The sequence below is a fragment of the Enterobacter sp. 2VL genome (genome assembly GCF_005503595.1).
Lineage (GTDB): Bacteria > Pseudomonadota > Gammaproteobacteria > Enterobacterales > Enterobacteriaceae > Enterobacter > Enterobacter cancerogenus.
In genome coordinates, this window is sequence record NZ_SCNE01000010.1 from 114,312 (window position 1) to 135,499 (window position 21,188).

The following is a 21,188-nucleotide window of genomic DNA, read 5'->3' on the forward strand; positions in this document are numbered from 1 at the left end:
ATCTGTCACTTCGCCTCGTTACATCAAGCGTTTATAAAGGTCGCGGTATGACTGCGCCGCCACGTGCCAGCTAAAGTCCATGGACATCGCCTGACGTTGCACATAGCGCCACAGGGATGGCCGGGACCACAAGACGAACGCACGCCGAATGGCGCGCAGCAGCGACCAGGCATTACTGTCTTCAAACACAAACCCGCTGGCGATGCCGTCCGCCAGGTTCTCCAGAGAGCTGTCGGAAACCGTGTCCGCTAGCCCGCCGGTGCGCCGCACCAGCGGCAGCGTGCCGTATTTCAGGCCATAAAGCTGCGTCAGGCCGCAAGGCTCGAAGCGGCTCGGCACCAGAATAACGTCCGCGCCGCCCATGATGCGGTGTGAGAACGCTTCGTGATAGCCAATCTGCACGCCCACCTGACCGGGGTGTTCCGCCGCAGCGGCCAGGAAGCCCTCCTGCAGAACCGGATCGCCCGCGCCGAGCAGCGCCAGCTGGCCGCCCTGCTCCAGCAGCCCCGGTAGGGCTTCCAGCACCAGATCCAGCCCTTTCTGGCTGGTCAGGCGGCTTACCACCGCAAACAGCGGCACTTTGTCGTTAACCTTCAGCCCCATCGCGATTTGCAGCTGGCGCTTGTTCTCCGCCTTGTCTTCCACCGAATCGCGGTTGTAGCGGGACGTCAGCAGCAGGTCGGTTTCCGGGCTCCAGATCTTCTCATCAACGCCGTTGAGAATGCCCGAAAGACGGCCCTCACGGTGGCGCTGGCTCAGCAAGCCTTCCAGGCCATAGCCAAACTGCGGCTCGGTGATTTCTCGGGCATAGGTGGGGCTTACCGCCGTAATGTGGTCGGCGTAGTACACGCCCGCCTTCAGGAAGGAGATCTGCCCGTTAAACTCCAGACCGTGCATGTTATAGAACGACCATGGCAGATCGATGTCATTCATATGATGGGCATAGTACATGCCCTGATACGCCAGGTTATGGACGGTAAACACCGATTTCGCCGGATGACCGCGCGCCGCCAGATATGCAGGCGTGAGACCGGCATGCCAGTCGTGGGCGTGAACCACGTCCGGACGCCAGAACGGATCCAGCCCCGTCGCCATCTCCGCCCCGACCCAGCCGAGCAGCGCAAAGCGCAGTACGTTGTCGGTATAGGCGAACAGGTTAGTGTCGTGATACGGGCTACCCGGTCTGTCATACAGATGCGGGGCGTCAATCATGTAGATCCCGACGCCGTTGTAGTGACCGAAGAGCAACGTGATGCGCCCGGCGAAGGTGTCGCGTCGCGTCACCACCTGAGCATCAGGGATCCCCCGTCGAATATCCGGGAAGGCAGGCAACAACACGCGGGCATCCGTTCCCACAGCAATCTGCGCTGCAGGTAACGCCCCAAGGACATCTGCCAACCCACCGGTTTTCAGCAGCGGGAACATCTCAGAACAGACATGTAAAACCTGCATTATCGCTCCTGTTTGATCTGCAGTTTTCGCAGCATTTCGCGTGTGACCAACACGATCCCTTCTTCTGAGCGGTAGAACCGACGTGAATCCTCTTCCGCGTTTTCGCCTATCACCATGCCTTCGGGAATAACGCAGGCACGGTCAATAACACAGCGACGCAGGCGACATGAGCGCCCGACCCACACATCCGGCAGCAGCACCGCCGAGTCGATATTACAGAACGAGTTCACGCGCACGCGCGGGAACAGCACCGACTGCACCACGACCGAGCCGGAGATAATGCACCCGCCAGAGACCAGCGAGTTCAGCGTCATCCCGTGGCTACCGGAACGGTCCTGCACAAACTTCGCCGGCGGCAGGGATTCCATATGGGTACGGATCGGCCAGTTTTGGTCGTACATATCCAGCTCTGGCGTAACGGAAGCCAGATCCAGGTTCGCTTTCCAGTACGCCTCTAAGGTTCCGACGTCGCGCCAGTACGGCTCGGAATTCGGGTCGGATTGCACGCAGGAGAGCGGGAAAGGATGCGCAAAGGCCATGCCAGCCCTGGTGATTTTCGGGATGATGTCTTTGCCGAAGTCGTGGCTCGAGTTTTCGTCTTTGTCGTCTTCTTCCAGCAGTTCGTAGAGGTAGTCAGCATCAAAGATATAAATCCCCATGCTGGCGAGCGATTTGGTGTCGTCTCCCGGCATGGTCGGCGGGTTCGCCGGTTTTTCAACAAAGTCGATGATCTTGTCGTCAGTATCCACGTGCATCACGCCAAACGCCGTCGCCTCGGCAACAGGCACCGGCAGACACGCCACGGTGCAACGCGCCCCTTTTTCGACGTGGTCGATCAGCATGTGGGAGTAGTCTTGCTTGTAGATATGGTCCCCGGCGAGGATCACGATGTACTCCGCGCCGTAGCGGCGGATAATATCGAGGTTTTGCGTGACCGCATCCGCCGTGCCGCGGTACCAGTTTTCACCGTGAACACGCTGCTGCGCCGGAAGCAGATCGACAAACTCGTTCATCTCTTCACTGAAGAAAGACCAGCCGCGCTGAATATGCTGCACCAGGGTGTGGGACTGGTATTGCGTGATCACGCCAATGCGGCGGATACCGGAGTTAAGGCAGTTGGAGAGCGCAAAATCGATAATACGGAACTTACCACCAAAGTGAACGGCCGGTTTGGCGCGCTTGATGGTCAAATCTTTGAGACGTGTACCACGCCCACCCGCGAGTATCAGGGCAACCGTTTTTAAGGGGAGCTGGCGTGCCAACATCAACGGATCGTTCTTCTCTAATCTAACCATGACTAACTCCTTTTTTATCATCTTGGAATACGCACACTCCATGTGCAGGCCCGTGCCAGACAGCCATAACTACCGGATTGTCCGCTCCGGCAAAGGGGGGAATGGCGCGCCACTCTCCGTCAGGTAAAACAATCTCTGCGACGTCGTCCGTCGCGTTCAGCGCAATAAGCCATCTATCCGAAAGCAGGATTTGCAGGCGTGGTGCGCCGTGTTGCCACTCTTGTGCGCTTAAGGGCTGCGCATTCTGATTGAGCCAGCGAACGTTCCCGTCGCCCTCTTCCCACCAGCGGTCGGCGGTCAGGGCGGGGATCTGCTGGCGAAGGTGGATCAGCGCAGCGGTAAAATGGGTTAAGCCGCTATTCGCTTCACGCCAGTCAAGCCAGGTTAAGGCGTTGTCCTGGCAGTAGGCATTGTTATTACCGTGCTGGCTGTGACCGTGTTCATCACCCGCCAGCAGCATCGGTGTGCCCTGCGACAACAACAGCGTTGTCAGCAGCGCATGAACGCTGTCGCGTCGCCGCTCGATAACGTCAAGGCTACCGCCTAATCCTTCTATACCATGGTTAAAGCTATGGTTATTGTTAGTGCCATCGCGATTCTCTTCGCCGTTTGCCTCATTGTGTTTCTGATTGAAACAAACGCAGTCGCGCAGGGTAAAACCGTCGTGCGCCGTCACCAGGTTAATGGTGGCGGAGGGCAATTTGCCGTCGCGACGAAAAAGATCGTCTGAACCTGCAAACCGTCCAGCAAATTCACCGAGCGACAGATTTCGCTCCAGCCAGAAACGCCGTGCGGCATCGCGATAATGATCGTTCCACTCGGCAAACAGCGGCGGGAAATTGCCAACCTGATAGCCGCCCTCACCGATATCCCACGGCTCGGCAATCAGCTTCACCGTTGAGAGCACCGGACAGTTTCCGATGGCCTCAAACAGCGGCGCCTGCGGGCTGAAGGCCGGCGTGCGCCCCATGACAGGGGCCAGGTCGAAACGGAAACCGTCGACGTGGAACGTCTCCACCCAGTACTTCAGGCATTCGTGCGCGAAATGCATTACCGCCGGATGGCTGAGGTTCAGGGTGTTACCGCAGCCGGTCCAGTTTTCGTAATCGCCATCGTCCCTGATCCAATAATAGCTACGGTTATCAATTCCGCGCAGGGAGAGCGTCGGGCCGTCGAGATCGCTCTCGGCGCTGTGGTTCAACACCACGTCCAGAATCACCTCAATGCCTGCCCGATGCAGCGCTTTCACCGCATCGCGAAATTCATCCCGTGCCTTTGCCGGATCGGCGGCATAGCGCGGGTCAAGCGCGAACATCGCCAACGGGTTGTAGCCCCAGTAGTTGCTCAGCCCAAGGCGCTGCAGGCGCGGCTCGCTGGCGAAATGCGCCACCGGCAGCAGCTCCAGCGCAGTGATCCCAAGATGCTTCAGATAGCCAATCATCTCGGGATGGGCGAGCGCGCGGTAGGTGCCGCGGATCTCTTTGGGGATCGACGGATGCAGGTACGTCAGGCCTTTGACGTGGGCTTCGTAAATTACGGTGTTGCCCCACGGCGTACGTGGCGGCGCATCGTCTTCCCAGTCGTAGAGATCGTTAACCACCACGCTTTTGGGCGCGATCGGCGCGCTGTCGCGATGGTCGGGCTCGTCATAGCCGACGTGGAATATCGGGTCATCCTTAAACTCGCCGTCCACGCGGTGCGCACAGGGGTCAATCAGCAGCTTCGCCGGGTTAAACCAGTGCCCCTGCGACGGGTCCCAGGGGCCATGCACGCGAAAACCGTAGTGCATACCGGCCCGTCCACCGGCCAGATAGCCGTGCCAGATATCGCCGGTGCGCGACGGCAGGTCGTAGCGGTGTTCGTTACCTTCACCGTCAAACAGGCAGAGTTCGACCCGCTCGGCGTGCGCAGAAAAGAGGGTGAAATTCACGCCCTTTCCTTCGACGCTCGCGCCGAGCGGTTCGGGTTTACCTGCCGTGAGCTGCGTCATTCCCCCTCCCGGACCAGCCAGATGGTGGAGAGCGGCGGCAGCGTCAGGCTCAGCGAGTTCGGACGCCCGTGGCTTTCATGTTCATCGCTCTGCACCAGGCCGCCGTTTCCGGCGTTGCTGCCGTGATAGTGCATCGAGTCGGTGTTGAGGATTTCTCGCCATTTACCCGGCTGATTAATACCGAAGCGATAATGTTCGCGCGGCACCGGAGTGAAGTTGCTGGCGACGATGATTTCGTTGCCCGCCTTGTCGCGGCGCACGAAGACGAACACCGAGCGTTCGTGGTCGTCCACCACCAGCCATTCGAAACCGTACGGATCGAAGTCCAGCTCGTGCAACGCCTTGTGGTGGCGGTAGGTCAGGTTGAGATCGCGCACCAGACGCTGAACGCCGTGGTGCCAGTTATCCCCGCCCTCCAGCAGATGCCAGTCCAGGCTGGTGTCGTGGTTCCACTCGCGGCCCTGCGCAAATTCGTTGCCCATGAACAGCAGCTTTTTACCGGGGAAGGCAAACAGCCAGCCGTAGTAGGCGCGCAGGTTGGCAAACTTCTGCCACGCGTCGCCCGGCATACGGTCGAGAATCGATTTTTTGCCGTGAACGACCTCATCGTGCGACAGGGGCAGCATGAAGTTTTCGGTGTAGTTGTAGAGCAGCCCGAAGGTGAGTTTGTCGTGATGATGCTGACGGTAGATCGGGTCAAGCTTCATGTAGTCGAGCGTGTCGTGCATCCAGCCCAGGTTCCACTTGTACCAGAAGCCGAGGCCGCCCATCGACGGCGGACGGGAGACGCCGGGAAAATCGGTGGACTCTTCCGCCATGGTGACGGCCCCTTCAACCTGCTCGCCAAGAATGCGGTTGGTGTTGCGCAGAAACTCAATGGCTTCGAGGTTCTCGCGCCCGCCGAATTCGTTCGGGATCCACTCGCCCTCTTTGCGGCTGTAGTCGCGATAGATCATCGACGCGACCGCATCGACGCGCAGGGCATCAATGCCGAAACGCTCGATCCAGTACAGGGCGTTGCCCACCAGGAAGTTGGTCACTTCGCGGCGACCATAGTTGTAGATAAGGGTATTCCAGTCCTGGTGATAGCCTTCGCGCGGGTCGCTGTGCTCGTACAGCTTTGTGCCGTCGAAATCCGACAAACTGAATTCATCCGACGGGAAATGGCCCGGAACCCAGTCGAGGATCACGTTCAGCCCGGCGGCGTGCGCGGCATTGATGAAATAGCGGAAGTCATCCCGCGTGCCGAAGCGGCGGGTCGGCGCATACAGCCCGGTAGGCTGGTAGCCCCAGCTGCCGTCGAACGGGTGCTCGTTAATCGGCAGCAGTTCCAGGTGGGTGAAGCCCATCCATTTGGCGTAAGGCACCAGCTGATCCGCCAGTTCGCGGTAGCTGAGCCAGAAGTTGTTATCGGTGTGGCGTCGCCAGGAGCCAAGATGCACTTCGTAGACCGATATAGGCGCATCAAAGCGGTTCGCCTGCTTGCGCTCTTCGCTTTGCACGATTTTTTCCGGCAGGCCGCAAATCATCGAGGCGGTGTCCGGGCGCATCTGCGCTTCGAAGGCGTACGGGTCGGCTTTAATGCGCAGCTTGCCGTTCGCGTCGATCAACTCAAATTTATAAAGCTGACCGTTGTGCGCACCGGGGATAAACAGCTCCCAGATGCCCGTTTCACGGCGCAGGCGCATCGGATGGCGACGACCATCCCAGTAGTTGAACTGCCCGACGACGGAGACGCGCTGAGCGTTAGGCGCCCAGACGGCAAACCGCGTGCCGGTGATGCCATCCATCGTGTCGGCGTGCGCGCCCAGCGTTTCATACGGACGCAGGTGGGTGCCTTCTGACAGCAGCCAGGCGTCCATCTCTTTGAGCAGCGGCCCAAAGCTGTAGGGATCGTCAATCAGGTTTTGCTGGCCGTGCCAGATGACGGCAAGCTGATAGCGAAAAGGGTTTTTACGGCGGGGCATCACCCCGGAGAAGAAACCGCGCGAGTCGAGACACTCCAGTTTCCCCACCTTGCGGCCGGTTTTGGGTTCAATCACCCATACTTCTGTGGCGTCTGGCAGCAGTGCACGGACTTCCAGTCCTGCCTCTGTACGGTGCATCCCCAGCACAGAAAAGGGGTCAGCAAAATGACCCGCAATAAGCGCATTAATCACGTCTCTCGAAATACGATCGGACATGGTGTTCATCCTGTTTTTTTTATGTCGCCCTTTTTACGCGCTCCGGGACGACTTTTGATGTGACCTTGAACGGTGCAGCACATCCTCTCTGCTCCGCCCTACCCTCAGGTGAGAAATAAATCTTCCTTAAAGCATAGCCAACGACGTGGTTCCTCCAGATAAAAAATAAGACATTGGCGTATTACTCCCTGTAGTACGCAAAAAAAAGGGGTGAAAATCACCCCTCGTCTTTAACAAATTATTACGCCAACTGGCGCAACATGCGGCGTAGCGGCTCGGCTGCGCCCCACAAGAGCTGGTCTCCCACGGTGAACGCGGAAAGGAACTCCGGCCCCATGTTGAGCTTACGCAGACGGCCAACCGGCGTGGTGAGCGTGCCGGTGACGGCCGCCGGGGTCAGTTCGCGCATGGTGATGTCGCGATCGTTTGGCACCACTTTCGCCCACGGATTGTGCGCGGCCAGCAGTTCTTCCACGGTTGGAATGGACACATCTTTTTTCAGTTTAAGGGTGAATGCCTGGCTGTGGCAGCGCAGCGCGCCAACGCGCACGCACAGACCATCGACCGGGATCGACGACGCGGTGTTGAGGATTTTGTTGGTCTCGGCCTGGCCTTTCCACTCTTCGCGGCTCTGGCCGTTATCCAGCTGTTTGTCGATCCACGGGATCAGGCTGCCCGCCAGCGGAACGCCGAAGTTATCAACCGGCAGGTCGCCGCTGCGGCTCAGCTGAGTGACTTTACGCTCGATATCCAGAATGGCCGATGCCGGGTCTGCCAGCTCGCCTGCGACGTGCTGATGCAGCTGGCCCATCTGCGCCAGCAGTTCACGCATATGACGCGCACCGCCGCCGGAGGCCGCCTGGTAGGTCGCCACGGACACCCACTCCACCAGGTCTTCTGCGAACAGGCCGCCCAGGGACATCAGCATCAGGCTGACGGTACAGTTACCGCCGACAAAGGTTTTCACGCCGTTATTCAGGCCGCGCGTAATGACATCCTGGTTAACCGGATCGAGAATAATAATGGCGTCATCTTCCATGCGCAGTGACGAGGCCGCGTCAATCCAGTAACCCTGCCAGCCGCTTTCACGCAGCTTTGGATAGATTTCGTTGGTATAATCGCCGCCCTGGCACGTGACAATAATGTCGAGCGCCTTCAGCGCTTCCAGATCGTAAGCATCTTGCAACGTGCCTGTGGTACCCCCAAAGGACGGTGCAGCCTGGCCGAGCTGGGAAGTGGAGAAGAAGACCGGGCGAATGGCGTCGAAATCGCGCTCTTCCACCATGCGTTGCATGAGTACAGAGCCGACCATACCGCGCCAACCGATAAAACCAACGTTTTTCATAGCTATTATTTCCTGCTGAGGGTGTGTGCTGTTTGTGCAAACCAGTATTCAACTGGGATATGCTTCACATTACAAAATGCTGCCAAAGTCGCAAGCGAAATTAATCGATGATAGCCCTGCAATCAGAAAAGCAGCTAATCATGAGAATAACCATATAAACATTCAGGGATAACGCACCATGAGCGAAATCATTTCCGCCGCGGTTTTATTAATCTTAATTATGGATCCACTCGGCAACCTGCCCATCTTCATGTCGGTGCTGAAACACACCGAGCCGAAGCGTCGCCGGGCGATCATGATCCGCGAGCTGCTTATCGCGCTGCTGGTGATGTTTATCTTCCTGTTCGCCGGAGAAAAGATCCTCGCCTTCCTGAATTTACGCGCCGAAACGGTCTCGATTTCCGGCGGGATTATTCTGTTCCTGATCGCCATTAAGATGATTTTTCCCAGCGCCGAAGGCAACAGCAGCGGCCTGCCAGCGGGTGAGGAGCCGTTTATCGTACCGCTCGCCATCCCGCTGGTGGCCGGACCGACAATTCTGGCCACGCTGATGCTGCTGTCGCATCAATATCCAAATCAGATGAGCCACCTGGTGATTGCCCTGCTGATCGCCTGGGGCGGGACGTTCATCATCCTGCTTCAGTCGTCGCTGTTCCTGCGCCTGCTGGGTGAGAAAGGGGTGAACGCCCTTGAGCGTCTGATGGGGCTGATTCTGGTAATGATGGCAACACAGATGTTCCTGGACGGGATCCGGGCGTGGATGAAGGGTTAGGATGTAAAAAAGCCGGGTGGCGCTTGCGCTTACCCGGCCTATGATTCAGGGTTTTGTAGGTTGGGTAAGGCGAAGCCGCCACCCGACAAAAATACGACCTCTGCGGCTTGATGCCCTCACCCCGCCCCTCTCCCACAGGGAGAGGGAGAAAACTAGCACCAGTGCAGTTGTTTTGTAGGTCGGGTAAGGCGAAGCCGCCACCCGACAAAAATACGACCTCTGCGGCTTGATGCCCTCACCCCGCCCCTCTCCCACAGGGAGAGGGAGAAAACCAGCACCAGTGCAGTTGTTTCGTAGGTCGGGTAAGGCGAAGCCGCCACCCGACAAAAATACGACCTCGGCGGTCTGAAGCCCTCTCCCACAGGGAGAGGGAGAAAACAAACGTCAGCTCAACAACGAAAACGCAATCATCCCGACAATCGCGCCCGTGGTGCCGAGGATGGTTTCCATCAGCGTCCAGGTCTTGAGGGTTTGCGCTTCGGTCGCGCCGGTAAATTTACCGAACAGCCAGAAGCCGGCGTCGTTAACGTGAGACACCACGATAGACCCGCCCGCGATACAGATAGAGAGCGCCGCCATCTGTGCGCCAGAGTAGTTCAGCTGTTCAATCACCGGCATCACCAGACCTACCGCCGTTAAGCACGCCACGGTCGCAGAGCCCTGGATGATACGTACCGCAGCCGCCAGCACGAAGCAGGTCACTGCAATCGGCAGGCCCATGCCCGTCAGCGCTTCGCCGAGTGCCGGGCCGACGCCGGAATCCACCAGCACCTGCTTGAACACCCCGCCTGCGCCGATCACCAGCAGGATAATCCCCGCAGGTTGCAGCGCCGCGCTGCAGATCTCCATCACCCTGTCTTTCGGCATGCCCTGACGCATCGCCAGACCGTAAATTGCCACCAGACACGCTACCAGGATCGCGGTGAAGGGGTGACCGATAAACTCAAACCACTCGTAGGAGGTAGAGCCTTCCGGCACGAAACGTGCGGCGATGGTTTTCAGGCCAACCAGCACCAGCGGGAGCAGGATCAGCGACAGGCTGAAGCCGAAGGACGGCATTTTGCCTTCGCCAAGGTGCGGCTCGGTGATGTCATCCGGAATGTGCAGCTCAACGTAGCGGCTGATGAAGTTACCCCACAGCGGCCCGGCGATAATCATCCCCGGGATGGCCGCGCACAGGCCGATCAGGATCATCCAGCCGAAGTCGGCGTGCATCTGGGAAGCCAGCAGCATTGGCGCAGGCCCCGGGAGCAGAAACGCCGCCGCTGCCGCCACGCCCGCAAACAGCGGAATGACCAGCTTCACGAGGTTAGTGCCGGTGTGGCGCGCCATCGAGAACGCTACGCTTATCAGCAGCACAACGGCTACCTCAAAGAACAGCGGCAGCGCGCAAATCAGGCCCGCCAGGCCAATCGCATAGTGCGCGCGGCTGTGACCGAAGGATTTCAGCATTTTGACGGCAATCTGGTCGACCGCGCCCGTCTCGTGCAAAATCTTGCCGAACATCGCGCCCAGCGCCACCACAATCGCCAGGAAGCCCAGCGTGCCGCCCATCCCTTTTTCCATCGTCGCGGCGATTTTATCGAGCGGCATACCGGAAAAGAGACCGGCGCCAATAGACACCACCATCAAAGCAACAAAGGCGTGCATACGCGCCTTCATCACCAAAAACAGCAGCAGCAATACCGAGCCTACGGCTGTCAAAACAAGCGTTAATGTACTCAAAACTTACTGCCTTTTAGTAATAACCTCGATGGTGCTGGCGACAACACCGTCAAGCGGTTGATCGATATCAACCACCAATACGTCCTGCTCGTCCGCACCCGGCTCCTGCAACGTCTCGAACTGCGTTACCAGCATCTGGGTTTTAAAGAAGTGGCCTTTACGCGCCTTCAGACGGCTTTCAATCACGTCGAAATCGCCCTTCAGATAGATAAACGAAAGGTTCGGGTTGCCGTCACGCAGCAGGTCACGATAGGTTTTTTTCAGGGCGGAGCAGACAATTAAAGACACTTTGTTGGTGCGCTGCATGGCAAAAGCGGCGTCGTTCAGTGCCTGCAGCCACGGCTTGCGATCGTCGTCGTTCAGCGGCTCGCCTGAGGCCATTTTCATGATGTTGCTGCGCGGATGGAGGAAGTCGCCATCAAGAAACGCCGCATGGAGTTGATGCGCCACTTCGCTGGCCACGGCTGATTTACCGCTACCGGAAACGCCCATCAGGACGTAAACGTGGTGATCATGATTAGTCGTGCTCAAAGGGTGTCCCTCAGTCAATTGTTACGGGTAACAGTTATCGGTAACATTGTCCTGCCGGGACTTTAGAGAAGCAATATCCAAACGTGCGCGAAGTAAATAAGTGTGAGCTACTTCAAATTTGTCAGCTTAAATAGATCCACCCGGTGACAAGGTGAAACCTAAATCTAACATTTTAGGGGTAACCACCTCGCCACGAATGCGCGCCAGCAGGCGTTCTGCACCAATGCGGCCCATGCGCTCACGCGGCGTCAGGACGCTGGCCAGACGCGGCTCCATCACCTGCCCGATATCGTGGCCGTGGAAACCGGCAATCGCCATATCACGCGGGATGGAAAGGCCCAGACGCTGACACTCGAACGCCGCCCCAACCGCAAGGTCATCGTTGGTGCAGAATATACCGTCCAGTTGCGGATACTCGCGTCGCGCCTGACGCATCAGCTCAATGCCCGAGGTGTAGGAGGACGACTGCTCCACCATCACGCTGTACGGGGTTAAACCGGCGTCGAGCATCGCCTGCTCGTATCCCTTCTGTTTGATGATAGTACGTTCATCCAGACGCGCCCCCAGGTACGCCACGTGGCGATGTCCGCGCGCAATGATGGCGGCGGTCATCTGGCGAGCCGCTTCGAAGTTATCAAAGCCGACGGCAATGTCGAGACACGGCGACTGGCTGTCCATCAGCTCCACCACCGGAATACCGGCCACTTCAATCATTTTGAGGGTCCGCGGGGTGTGAGTACGTTCCGTTAAAATCAGGCCGTCGATGTTCCAGGAAAGCATCGATTCAAGACGTTCTTCTTCCAGTTCAGGCTTGTACCCATAGTGGGCGAGCATGGTCTGATAACCGAACGCATCGGTTACGCTTTCGATACCGCGCAGCACTTCGGCAAAGACCTGGTTGGTCAGGGAAGGAAGCAGGACACCCACCGCACGGCTGGTAGCATTGGAGAGAATATCGGGTGCGCGGTTGGGGATATAACCCAGTTCATCAAGGGCAGCGGCAATCTTGCCACGCAACGCCACGGAAACCTGTTCCGGGTTACGTAGAAAACGGCTGACCGTCATTTTGGTCACACCAACGCGATCGGCGACATCCTGAAGTACGGGGCGTTTCTTTTTCATCGTCCTGAGAAATCTTGAAGTGAGAGATTTTCTCAGTTTATCACGGACAAAGCTCAACCTTCCCCGATTAAAGGGAAGGTTGAGAAATTATTTATACTGGCGGCAGGTCGAAAAGCAGAATTTCGCTTTCGCCGTCGGCGTGAACGGAGATCGCCTGCTCATCCCAGACGGCCAGGCCATCCGCCGTTGTCGCTTTGGTGCCGTTAATGGTGACGTCACCTTTCACCACCTGGATCCACACGCGGCGGTTAGCGGCAATCTGATGGACGGACTGCTCGTCTTTCGCCAACGCCCAGCGGTACAGTTCCATATCCTGGTGCACCTTCAGGGAACCTTCACGCGCATCCGGAGAGAGCACCAGCTGTTTGCCCTGTTTAGCGTCGAAGCGGCGCTGCTCGTAGCGCGGCGTGATGCCGGTTTCTTCTGGAATGATCCAGATTTGATACAGGTGCAGTTTTTCCGTTTTGCTCGGGTTGTATTCCGAGTGACGCACACCGGTACCCGCACTCATTATCTGGAACTCACCAGCCGGAACCTGCTCTTCGTTACCCATGCTGTCTTTGTGCGCTACGGCACCTTCGAGCACATAGGTCAGGATTTCCATGTCTTTATGCGGGTGGGTACCGAAGCCCTGGCCTGCGTCAATCACGTCGTCGTTGATCACGCGCAGTGCCGAGAAGCCCATGAAATTCGGGTCGTAATAGTCGGCAAACGAGAATGAATGCCATGAGTCCAGCCAGCCATGATTCGCGTGACCACGTTCGTTTGCTTTGCGTAAGTAGATCATTGTTTTCACCCTCAGTTCGTTTCGATGGAGTAAGTGTGGACGCAAACGGTCTGGGATCATAGAGGGTGAAAATTGACTCCTTTGTACAAAATATTTGAACGAGTCCAGAGGAGGCTTTTCGGCTTATTTCGCGAGGGTTACCGTGGCAGGTGATGCCTGCTCAAAGGCGCGTTCCAGGATCTCCAGGTTCGTGAGTACGTCAGATTCCTTGACGTAATTCGGCGCGCCGTTTGTGAGAGTGTCATACAGCGCATCGTAGACGCGGCCATAGTCGCCTGATTCCGGGGCCCACTCTTCCCGAACCGTCACGCCGTCGTCGTTGACGTACTCGAGCACGCCCACGGAATCATCCGCCGCAAAGCCCGCCTCACCCGGCATGATATTGGCCTTCAGGCTGGTCTCCTGCTGGTCAATACCGTATTTGATAAACGAGCCTTTGGTGCCATGAACGATAAATTTCGGGTAGTCGATTTTCACCAGATGGCTGGTTTTGACGATGGCCTTGAGATCGCCAAAGAACAGCTGCGCTTCAAAGGTGTCATCCGGGTTGGCTTTATTGCGCAGGCTGCGGATGTCATAAGCCACGTGATCCGGGCGACCAAACAGGGAGATTACCTGGTCCATTGTGTGCACGCCCAGGCCATAGAAAGAGCCATCCTGCGGCAGGCCGGGTTTGGTTTCCGCAACCGGGCGGTAGTAGTCAAAGTGACTTTCGATTTCGACAATCTCGCCGAGCTTGCCGCTTTCAATCGCTTTTTTGGCGTTGAGGAAGCAGCTGTCAAAGCGGCGGTTTTGATACGGCGTGACGGTCAGCTCTTTGCTTTTCGCCAGCGCGAACAGTTCTTTCGCTTGTGCGATCGTCGGGGTGAAGGGTTTTTCCACCAGCACGTTTTTGCCCGCCTCCAGCGCGCGTTTCGCGTAGTCGAAATGGCTGTCGGCATGGGTACAGACGATCACCAGTTGGACCTGCGGATCCGTTAACACCTCATCAAGATCGCTGGTGAAATGAATGTGGGAATACTGGGGCGACTGCTCTTCCGGCTTCGCGCTGCGGCGATAGATGTGCGCCACGTGCCAGGTGTCTTTACGATTGAGAACATACGGAAGGTGATAGCGAGTGGTGCTTTTTCCAAATCCAATAAATGCGCAATGTAGTGTCATGGCTCAGTCCTTTTGGAAGGTTATTGAGTGCAACCATAGCGCAAGTTTTGCCCTCACCCCAGCCCTCTCCCACGGGGAGAGTGGGAAAAAGACAAAAAAAAGCCAGCGAGACGCTGGCTAAAGTAATACTGGAAGCAATGTGAGCAATGTCGTGCTTTCAGGTTCCCGTAGCGGTCTTCCTGAATGCAGAGCAATAATAATCATTCTCATTCGCACTTGTCCAACACTTTTTGCAAAAAATAGCGATTGACTCAAATTTTAAAGTCATTGATGTTGGAAGGGACTTTTAACCCCCCTGAGGAACAAGGAATGAGTGAGATAGTGATACGCCACGCTGAACCAAAAGATGCCGAAGCCCTGCGCCAGAACTATATGCATCCTGAGGTGTATCACGGTACGCTACAGCTCCCCCATCCTTCCCTCGAGATGTGGCAGGAACGCCTTAATCCTAAACCCGGTCTAAAGCGTCTGGTTGCCTGCATTGATGAGAAGATTGTCGGTGACCTGGCGGTGCATGTGGAACCCAACCCGCGACGCAGCCATGTGGCATCCTTTGGCATAAGCGTTGCGGCTCATGCTCAGCGGCGAGGCGTCGGGAGTGCGCTTATGCGCGAGATGATCGACCTGTGCGACAACTGGCTGCGCGTTGAACGCATCGAGCTCACGGTTTTTGCGGATAACGCGGCCGCCATCGCGCTGTATCAGCGTTTCGGGTTTGAAATCGAAGGGACCGGGAAGAAATTCGCCCTGCGCAACGGCGAGTATGTGGATGCGTATTATATGGCGCGGATGAAGTAGCGTGTTGCCGGGTGGCGGCTTCGCCTTACCCGGCCTACGTTCGTGCCGTTGTAGGCCCGGTAAGCGCAGCGCCACCGGGCAACACAATCAATACCCCGCCGTCAAATCATCCACCGACCGCGGGTCCGATGCGCCGAACAGCACGCCGTCCGGCCCGACCATAATGCTTTGCGTACTGCCCATCGCCTCTTTTACCGCCACCTTCTGCCCGCGTTGTTCCAGCAGTTTGAGAGTGTCCGGGCTAAAGCCCTTCTCAACGCGCAGCTCGTCCGGCAGCCACTGATGATGGAAACGCGGCGCATTGGTTGCTTCGGCGACGTTCATCCCAAAATCGATGCTGTTGACCACCATCTGCAGCACGGTGGTGATAATACGGCTCCCGCCCGGGCTACCAGTCACCAGCCAGGTTTTGCCGTCTTTCACCACGATGGTCGGTGACATAGACGACAGCGGACGCTTCTTCGGCCCGACGGCGTTGGCATCGCCGCCCACCAGCCCGTAGACGTTCGGCACGCCCGGTTTGGCAGAGAAGTCATCCATTTCGTTGTTCAGCAATATGCCGCTGTTCCCCGCCACAATGCCGGTGCCGAACGTGGTGTTAAGCGTGTAGGTCACCGCCACGGCGTTACCGTCTTTATCCACCACCGAGAAGTGGGTAGTCTGATTGCTTTCATACGGGGCCAGCTTGCCGGGGCGGATTTCGCTCGACGGTTTAGCCCTGTTAATGTCGATCTCATCGGCAATGGATTTGGCATAAGCTTTGTTGGTCAGCGCCTGCCACGGCACCTTCACAAAGTCCGGATCGCCGAGGTATTCCGAGCGGTCGGCGTAGGCGCGTTTTTCCGCCTCGGCCATCACCTGCATGGCATCTGCGCTGCCGAAGCCGAACTTGTGCATATCGAAGTTTTCAAGAATGTTGAGGATCTGCACGATGTGAATACCGCCGGAGGACGGCGGCGGCATGGAGAAGACCTCATAGCCGCGATAGGTGCCGCTAATCGGCTCGCGTTCAACCGCTTTATACTCCGCCAGGTCCGCTTTGGTGATAAGCCCACCGTTCTTTTGCATCTCGTCGGCTATCTGGTCGGCAATCGCCCCTTTGTAGAAGGCATCCGGGCCGTTTTCCGCAATCAGCTCCAGGCTTTTTGCGAGGTTCGTCTGCACCAGTTTGTCGCCCTTCTTCAACGGCTCGCCGTCCTTCCAGAAGATGGCTTTGCTGTTTTCGTGATGGGGGATCACTTCGCTGCCGTAGGTTTTGAGATCGTCGGCCAGGGCGTCGTTTACCTCAAAGCCGTCGCGCGCCAGCGCAATCGCAGGCTGCACGACTTTGTTCAGCGGCAGCGTGCCGTATTTTTCCAGCGCCAGCGAAAAGCCCGCCACGGTGCCGGGCGTGCCGGTTGCCAGGTGCGAGGTCAGGGACTTTTTACCGTCCGGGTTACCCTGCTCGTCGAGGAACATATCCCGGGAGGCCTGATTCGGGGCCATTTCACGGAAGTCGATAGCGGTGGTTTTGCCGTCTTTCGTGCGCAGCATCATAAACCCGCCGCCGCCCAGGTTGCCCGCCTGCGGATGCGTCACCGCCAGCGCGTAGCCCACCGCAACCGCCGCATCCACCGCGTTACCGCCCTGCTTGAGAATATCGACGCCCACCTGCGTCGCCAGCGCATCCACGGAAGCCACCATGCCGTGGGTTGCCCGCACGGGATGAAAAACATCTTCCTCAACGCCATAGGAGACGGGCGGAGCCGCCGGTGGGTTGGCCGCCACGCTAAACGTGCCGCCAGCCATCAGCGCAGCGATCGCTACCCAGCGCAAAAACGTTGGTTTCATCATTATTGTTCTCCAGGTGAAGGGGTCCATATTCCCCGCTTAAGCCTGGTTCACAACTCTTAAAAAATCATCGTTCTGGCGGAATCAGAGTAAACTTAAGAGAAGCCTCAAAAGGAGGAGACAACCATGAAACGCTTACTGATTCTGACAGCGCTACTGCCATTCGCCGCGCTCGCACAGCCACTGAATACCCTGAACAACCCGAACCAGCAGGGCTACGTTATTCCAAGCCAGCAGCGTATGCAGACGGAAATGATGAGCCAACAGCAGCAGCAAAAAGGGATGCTCAATCAGCAGCTGCGTACCCAGACCCAGATGCAGCAGCAAAATCTGCAAAACCAGATGAATACCAATACCCAGCGGATTCAGCAGGGCCAGGTACGCGAGCAGCCGCTGCAAAACAACAGCGGCGGCATGTTGGGCGGGGGAAATAACCAGAGCAGCGGCCAGCAGCACATGCTGACGCCGCAGTCGAACGGCAGTATGCTTAATAATTCGCAGAACTAAAGTTCGGGCCTATCCGGTCGATCGCATCGGTGCAGATGCTGTCCACGCCCCAGCGCAGCAGTTCGGCTGCACGCTGGGGCGTGTTGACGGTGTAGACCAGGATATGCAGACCGGCCTGTTTCAGCTCTCTGACCCGCGCCTCATTCAGCAGCCTGTGATTGAGATGAATTGACACGCAGCCGAGACGGGTGGTGAGCTTACGCCAGTCGTTACGCCACGTATCCAGCAGCAGGCCGCGCGGCAGCTCCGGCACGGCGGCCTGGGCAGCCTCAAGCGCGTCGATATCAAATGACGACAGCAGCGGCGCGGTCATCCCTTCCCATAGCTCACGCGCGGCCAGGGCGATCGCTTTGCCTGTTAGCGGCCCGGTGCCGGTGGTCGGTTTGATTTCGATGTTAGCCATCATCCTGTGCGTCCGGCAGCGGTCCGCCACGTCCGCCAGGCGCGGTAGCGGTTCCCCCCTGAAGTCGCTGCTGAACCAGCTTCCGGCGTCTACCTTCAGCAGGTCTTGCCACGGCAGATCGCCCGCCACGCCCCAGCCGTTGCTGGTGCGCTCGAGGTTGTCATCGTGCAGCAGGAAGATTTCGCCGTCTTTCGACAGTTTGGCGTCAAACTCGATCATCGTATGGCCGAAACGCGCGCCGGTGTCGATGGCCGCCAGGGTGTTTTCGGGTGCCAGTTTGCCGCCGCCACGGTGGGCGACGATGTGGGGATAAGGCCAGTTACTCATATACGTTGTCCTGTTTCACCGTCAAATATGTGCAGGTGATTTTCCGGCAGATGCAGCCACAGCGTGCAGCCTGCTTTCGGGCGCTCCTGATGTGCAAGACGCACCACCAGCTTTTGCTCGCCCCAGCGTCCGTGCGCCAGGTTGTCGGCGCCCAGCATCTCCAGCGTGTCCATGACCAGCGGCACGCCACCCTCCGCCTGAGAGCTTAACCCAATGTGCTCCGGGCGGATACCGAGCGTCATTTTACGCCCGGCGTAGCCACGATAGTACCAGTTGACTGGCAATGCCATCCCGCTGTCCAGCTCGAAGTGGGTTCCCGCACTGCTGATGCGCCCGTCCAGCAGGTTCATCGCCGGGCTGCCGATAAAGCTCGCCACAAAGCGGGTGGCGGGCTTTTCATAGACCTCCACCGGAGTGCCAATTTGCTCGGCAACGCCTTTGTTCATCACCATCACGCGCTGGGCGAGGGTCATCGCCTCGACCTGATCGTGGGTCACGTACAAAGAGGTGGTTTTCAGGCGGCGATGGAGCTGCTGCAGCTCCAGGCGCATCTGCACGCGCAGTTTAGCGTCGAGATTGGAGAGCGGTTCATCAAACAGGAACACCGCCGGATCGCGCACGATGGCGCGCCCCATCGCCACGCGCTGACGCTGGCCGCCGGACAGCTCGCGCGGGCGGCGTTTCAGCAGGCCGTCCAGCTCCAGAATGCGCGCCGCCTCTCTCACGCGCTCCGCGATGTGGCCTTTGCCCATGCCGCGAATTTTCAGCCCCCAGGCCATGTTCTCTTCCACGCTCATGTGCGGATAGAGCGCGTAGTTCTGAAACACCATCGCGATGCCTCTGTCCTTCGGCTCCTTCTCGGTCACGCGCTGGCGGTCGATCCAGATATCGCCGGAGGTCACGCGCTCAAGCCCCGCCACCATGCGCAGCAACGTCGATTTACCGCAGCCGGAGGGGCCGACCATCACGATAAACTCCCCGTCCGCCACATCGAGGGTCAGCGGTTGAATGACCTGGGTTTTGTTATCCCAGCTTTTGGAAACTGCCTGAAGTTTAAGTCCTGCCATCTTATTTCTCACTGTCTACTAAGCCACGCACAAACGCGCGCTGCATGGCTAAAACGATTACGACCGGGGGGATTAAGGTGAGCAGCATCGCCGCCATCACCTGGTTCCAGAGGGTGGTGCCTTCGCCGGTGGCGATCATGCCTTTGATACCCGCCACGGCGGTGCCGAGGCTGACGTCCTGGATTATCAGCAGCGGCCACAGGTACTGGTTCCAGCCGTAGATAAAGGTGATCACGAACAGCGCCGCGAGGTTGGTTTTGGACAGCGGCAGCACGATGTCGCGGAAAAAGCGCATCGGCGAGGCACCGTCGATACGCGCCGCTTCAATCAGCTCGTCCGGCAGGGTCATAAAGAACTGGCGGAACAGGAAAGTGGCGGTCGCCGAGGCCATCAGCGGCAGGGTTAAGCCCGCGTAGCTGTCCAGCATGTTGAGGTTGGCGATCACTTCCACCGTCGGGAAGATACGCACCTCTACCGGCAGCATCAGGGTGATGAAGATCATCCAGAAGAACAGGTTACGCAGCGGAAAACGGAACCAAACGATGGCGAAGGCCGAGAGCATTGACACGGTGATTTTGCCCACCGTAATGCCAAACGCCATGATGAAGCTGTTGAGCATCATCAGCCAGAACGGCGCGCTATTGGCACCCACGCCCTGGGTCCAGATGGTTTTCATGTTCTCGAAAAGATGCCCGCCAGGGATCAGCGTCATCGGCGTGTCGAACACCGCTTTGGTGTCCAGCGTGGCGGCGACAAAGGCCACGTACAGCGGGAACAGGATGACGATGATCCCTAAAATCAGCATGGTATGGCTGAAAATCGTCAGCCCGCGACGGTTCTCAATCATTGGTAGCGCACCTTACTTTCGACATAGCGGAACTGCACCACCGTGAGGAGGATAACGAGGAACATCAGCACCACCGACTGGGCGGCAGAGGCCGAAAGATCCAGACCGGCAAAGCCCTCACGGTAGATTTTGTAGATAAGCGTGGTGGTGGCCTGCACCGGGCCGCCTGCTGTGGCAGCGTCGATCACCGGGAAGGTGTCGAAGAAGGCGTAGACCAGGTTGACCACCAGCAGGAAGAAACTCACCGGGGCGATCAGCGGCAGCGAAAGCGTAAAGAAGCGGCGAACCGGGCCAGCGCCGTCGATTGCCGCAGCCTCCACCAGCGAGCGCGGAATGGACTGTAGCGCGGCGAAGAAGAACAGGAAGTTGTAGCTGATCTGCTTCCACACCGAGGCGAAGACCACCAGGAACATCGCCTGACCGCTGTTCTGCGCGTGGTTCCAGTCATAGCCGAACTCCGCCAGGAAGTGGGTAATCAGCCCGCGCCCGGGATTAAACAGGAAGATCCACAGCACGGCAGCCACGGCAGGCGCGACGGCGTAGGGCAGCAGCATCAAGGTTTGATACAGGCGACTGCCGCGCACCACGTAATCCACCAGCGCGGCGAAGAACAGCGAGGCGACCAGCCCGCTGACCGTGACCAGCGCGCTGAACTTCATCGTCGTCCAGAAAGAGTCGAGGTAATAGCTGTCGTGAAGCAGCGCGGTAAAGTTGTCCAGCCCGACAAACTGGCTGGACAGCCCGAACGGGTCGACGCTTTGCACCGAGTACCACAGCGCTTCGCCCGCAGGCCAGATAAAGAAGATAAAGGTGATGATCAGCTGCGGCGCGACCAGCAGATAGGGCAGCCAGCGGGAGCGGAACACCGGACGGGATGAGGACATAGGTTAGCTCAGGTAGTTTTTCACCCCTCACCCTAGCCCTCTCCCCATAGGTGTACGGTCCGGGGACATCGTGAACACTTGTTCGGGGACATGGTAGACACTTACAACTAAGGCATAAGAACCCGTTTATGGAGTCGCTTATGCCCTGGGATGCGAGAGATA

18 protein-coding genes are annotated in these 21,188 nt (G+C 58.1%); 3 read left to right on the top strand and 15 right to left on the bottom strand.

The window, feature by feature from the left end; all coding sequences use genetic code 11:
• Nucleotides 1–18: 18 nt before the first annotated feature.
• The 5 genes from glgA to asd all read right to left on the bottom strand — a co-directional run bounded on the left by glgA (nucleotide 19) and on the right by asd (nucleotide 8,265).
• Nucleotides 19–1,452 carry a glycogen synthase GlgA gene (gene glgA, locus FFS28_RS19220; protein WP_137903721.1) on the bottom strand — a complete coding sequence of 478 codons (1,434 nt, stop codon included), beginning with the start codon at nucleotides 1,450–1,452 and terminating at the stop codon, nucleotides 19–21.
• On the bottom strand, nucleotides 1,452–2,747 hold the full coding sequence (gene glgC / locus FFS28_RS19225; RefSeq protein WP_137903722.1) for a glucose-1-phosphate adenylyltransferase: 1,296 nt from the start codon (nucleotides 2,745–2,747) through the stop codon (nucleotides 1,452–1,454). Before glgC ends, glgA begins: the two co-directional genes overlap by 1 nt.
• Entirely contained in the window at nucleotides 2,740–4,737 is a 1,998-nt protein-coding gene (gene glgX / locus FFS28_RS19230) for a glycogen debranching protein GlgX (protein ID WP_137903723.1), read from the bottom strand. Before glgX ends, glgC begins: the two co-directional genes overlap by 8 nt.
• Entirely contained in the window at nucleotides 4,734–6,920 is a 2,187-nt protein-coding gene (gene glgB / locus FFS28_RS19235) for a 1,4-alpha-glucan branching enzyme (RefSeq protein WP_042321641.1), read from the bottom strand. The genes glgX and glgB overlap by 4 nt, the downstream gene beginning before the upstream one ends.
• Nucleotides 6,921–7,161: 241 nt before the next feature.
• A complete protein-coding gene (gene asd, locus FFS28_RS19240; RefSeq protein WP_137903724.1) occupies nucleotides 7,162–8,265 on the bottom strand; it encodes an aspartate-semialdehyde dehydrogenase in 1,104 nt (367 codons plus the stop codon).
• 178 nt (nucleotides 8,266–8,443) lie between these two features.
• Here asd and yhgN point away from each other — a divergent pair, with 178 nt between their 5' ends.
• Nucleotides 8,444–9,037 carry an NAAT family transporter YhgN gene (gene yhgN, locus FFS28_RS19245; RefSeq protein WP_101738424.1) on the top strand — a complete coding sequence of 198 codons (594 nt, stop codon included), beginning with the start codon at nucleotides 8,444–8,446 and terminating at the stop codon, nucleotides 9,035–9,037.
• A 384-nt stretch (nucleotides 9,038–9,421) separates the two neighbouring features.
• Here yhgN and gntU read toward each other — a convergent pair whose 3' ends face one another.
• The 5 genes from gntU to FFS28_RS19270 form a co-directional block, all read right to left on the bottom strand.
• Nucleotides 9,422–10,762 carry a gluconate transporter gene (gene gntU, locus FFS28_RS19250; RefSeq protein WP_137903725.1) on the bottom strand — a complete coding sequence of 447 codons (1,341 nt, stop codon included), beginning with the start codon at nucleotides 10,760–10,762 and terminating at the stop codon, nucleotides 9,422–9,424.
• A 3-nt stretch (nucleotides 10,763–10,765) separates the two neighbouring features.
• Nucleotides 10,766–11,293: a gluconokinase gene (gntK, locus tag FFS28_RS19255; RefSeq protein ID WP_137903726.1), complete on the bottom strand. Its 528-nt coding sequence runs from the start codon at nucleotides 11,291–11,293 to the stop codon at nucleotides 10,766–10,768.
• A gap of 126 nt (nucleotides 11,294–11,419) precedes the next feature.
• Nucleotides 11,420–12,415 (bottom strand): gluconate operon transcriptional repressor GntR, encoded by a 996-nt coding sequence (gntR, locus tag FFS28_RS19260; RefSeq protein ID WP_006177920.1) that lies wholly within the window; start codon nucleotides 12,413–12,415, stop codon nucleotides 11,420–11,422.
• 91 nt (nucleotides 12,416–12,506) lie between these two features.
• On the bottom strand, nucleotides 12,507–13,202 hold the full coding sequence (locus FFS28_RS19265) for a pirin family protein (protein WP_137903727.1): 696 nt from the start codon (nucleotides 13,200–13,202) through the stop codon (nucleotides 12,507–12,509).
• A gap of 123 nt (nucleotides 13,203–13,325) precedes the next feature.
• The gene (locus FFS28_RS19270; RefSeq protein WP_137903728.1) at nucleotides 13,326–14,363 is read right to left on the bottom strand and encodes an oxidoreductase; all 1,038 of its coding nucleotides are present in this window, start codon (nucleotides 14,361–14,363) and stop codon (nucleotides 13,326–13,328) included.
• Between the two features lie 309 nt (nucleotides 14,364–14,672).
• Here FFS28_RS19270 and yhhY point away from each other — a divergent pair, with 309 nt between their 5' ends.
• Nucleotides 14,673–15,161 (top strand): N-acetyltransferase, encoded by a 489-nt coding sequence (gene yhhY / locus FFS28_RS19275; RefSeq protein WP_137903729.1) that lies wholly within the window; start codon nucleotides 14,673–14,675, stop codon nucleotides 15,159–15,161.
• A gap of 87 nt (nucleotides 15,162–15,248) precedes the next feature.
• Here yhhY and ggt read toward each other — a convergent pair whose 3' ends face one another.
• On the bottom strand, nucleotides 15,249–16,994 hold the full coding sequence (gene ggt, locus FFS28_RS19280; protein ID WP_212743979.1) for a gamma-glutamyltransferase: 1,746 nt from the start codon (nucleotides 16,992–16,994) through the stop codon (nucleotides 15,249–15,251).
• Nucleotides 16,995–17,117: 123 nt separating this feature from the next.
• Between ggt and FFS28_RS19285 the strand changes: the two genes are divergently transcribed.
• The gene (locus FFS28_RS19285; RefSeq protein ID WP_137903730.1) at nucleotides 17,118–17,498 is read left to right on the top strand and encodes a DUF2756 family protein; all 381 of its coding nucleotides are present in this window, start codon (nucleotides 17,118–17,120) and stop codon (nucleotides 17,496–17,498) included.
• Here the strand turns inward: FFS28_RS19285 and ugpQ are convergent.
• The 4 genes from ugpQ to ugpA are packed head-to-tail and all read right to left on the bottom strand — an operon-like array spanning nucleotide 17,479 to nucleotide 21,026.
• Nucleotides 17,479–18,228 (bottom strand): glycerophosphodiester phosphodiesterase, encoded by a 750-nt coding sequence (gene ugpQ / locus FFS28_RS19290; protein ID WP_137903731.1) that lies wholly within the window; start codon nucleotides 18,226–18,228, stop codon nucleotides 17,479–17,481. The genes FFS28_RS19285 and ugpQ overlap by 20 nt on opposite strands.
• The gene (locus FFS28_RS19295; RefSeq protein WP_137903732.1) at nucleotides 18,225–19,295 is read right to left on the bottom strand and encodes a sn-glycerol-3-phosphate import ATP-binding protein UgpC; all 1,071 of its coding nucleotides are present in this window, start codon (nucleotides 19,293–19,295) and stop codon (nucleotides 18,225–18,227) included. The genes ugpQ and FFS28_RS19295 overlap by 4 nt, the downstream gene beginning before the upstream one ends.
• A 1-nt stretch (nucleotide 19,296) precedes the next feature.
• Nucleotides 19,297–20,142, bottom strand: coding sequence for a sn-glycerol-3-phosphate ABC transporter permease UgpE (gene ugpE, locus FFS28_RS19300; protein WP_101738428.1), 846 nt, complete (start codon nucleotides 20,140–20,142; stop codon nucleotides 19,297–19,299).
• Entirely contained in the window at nucleotides 20,139–21,026 is an 888-nt protein-coding gene (gene ugpA, locus FFS28_RS19305) for a sn-glycerol-3-phosphate ABC transporter permease UgpA (protein WP_137903733.1), read from the bottom strand. The genes ugpE and ugpA overlap by 4 nt, the downstream gene beginning before the upstream one ends.
• Nucleotides 21,027–21,188 lie beyond the last annotated feature (162 nt).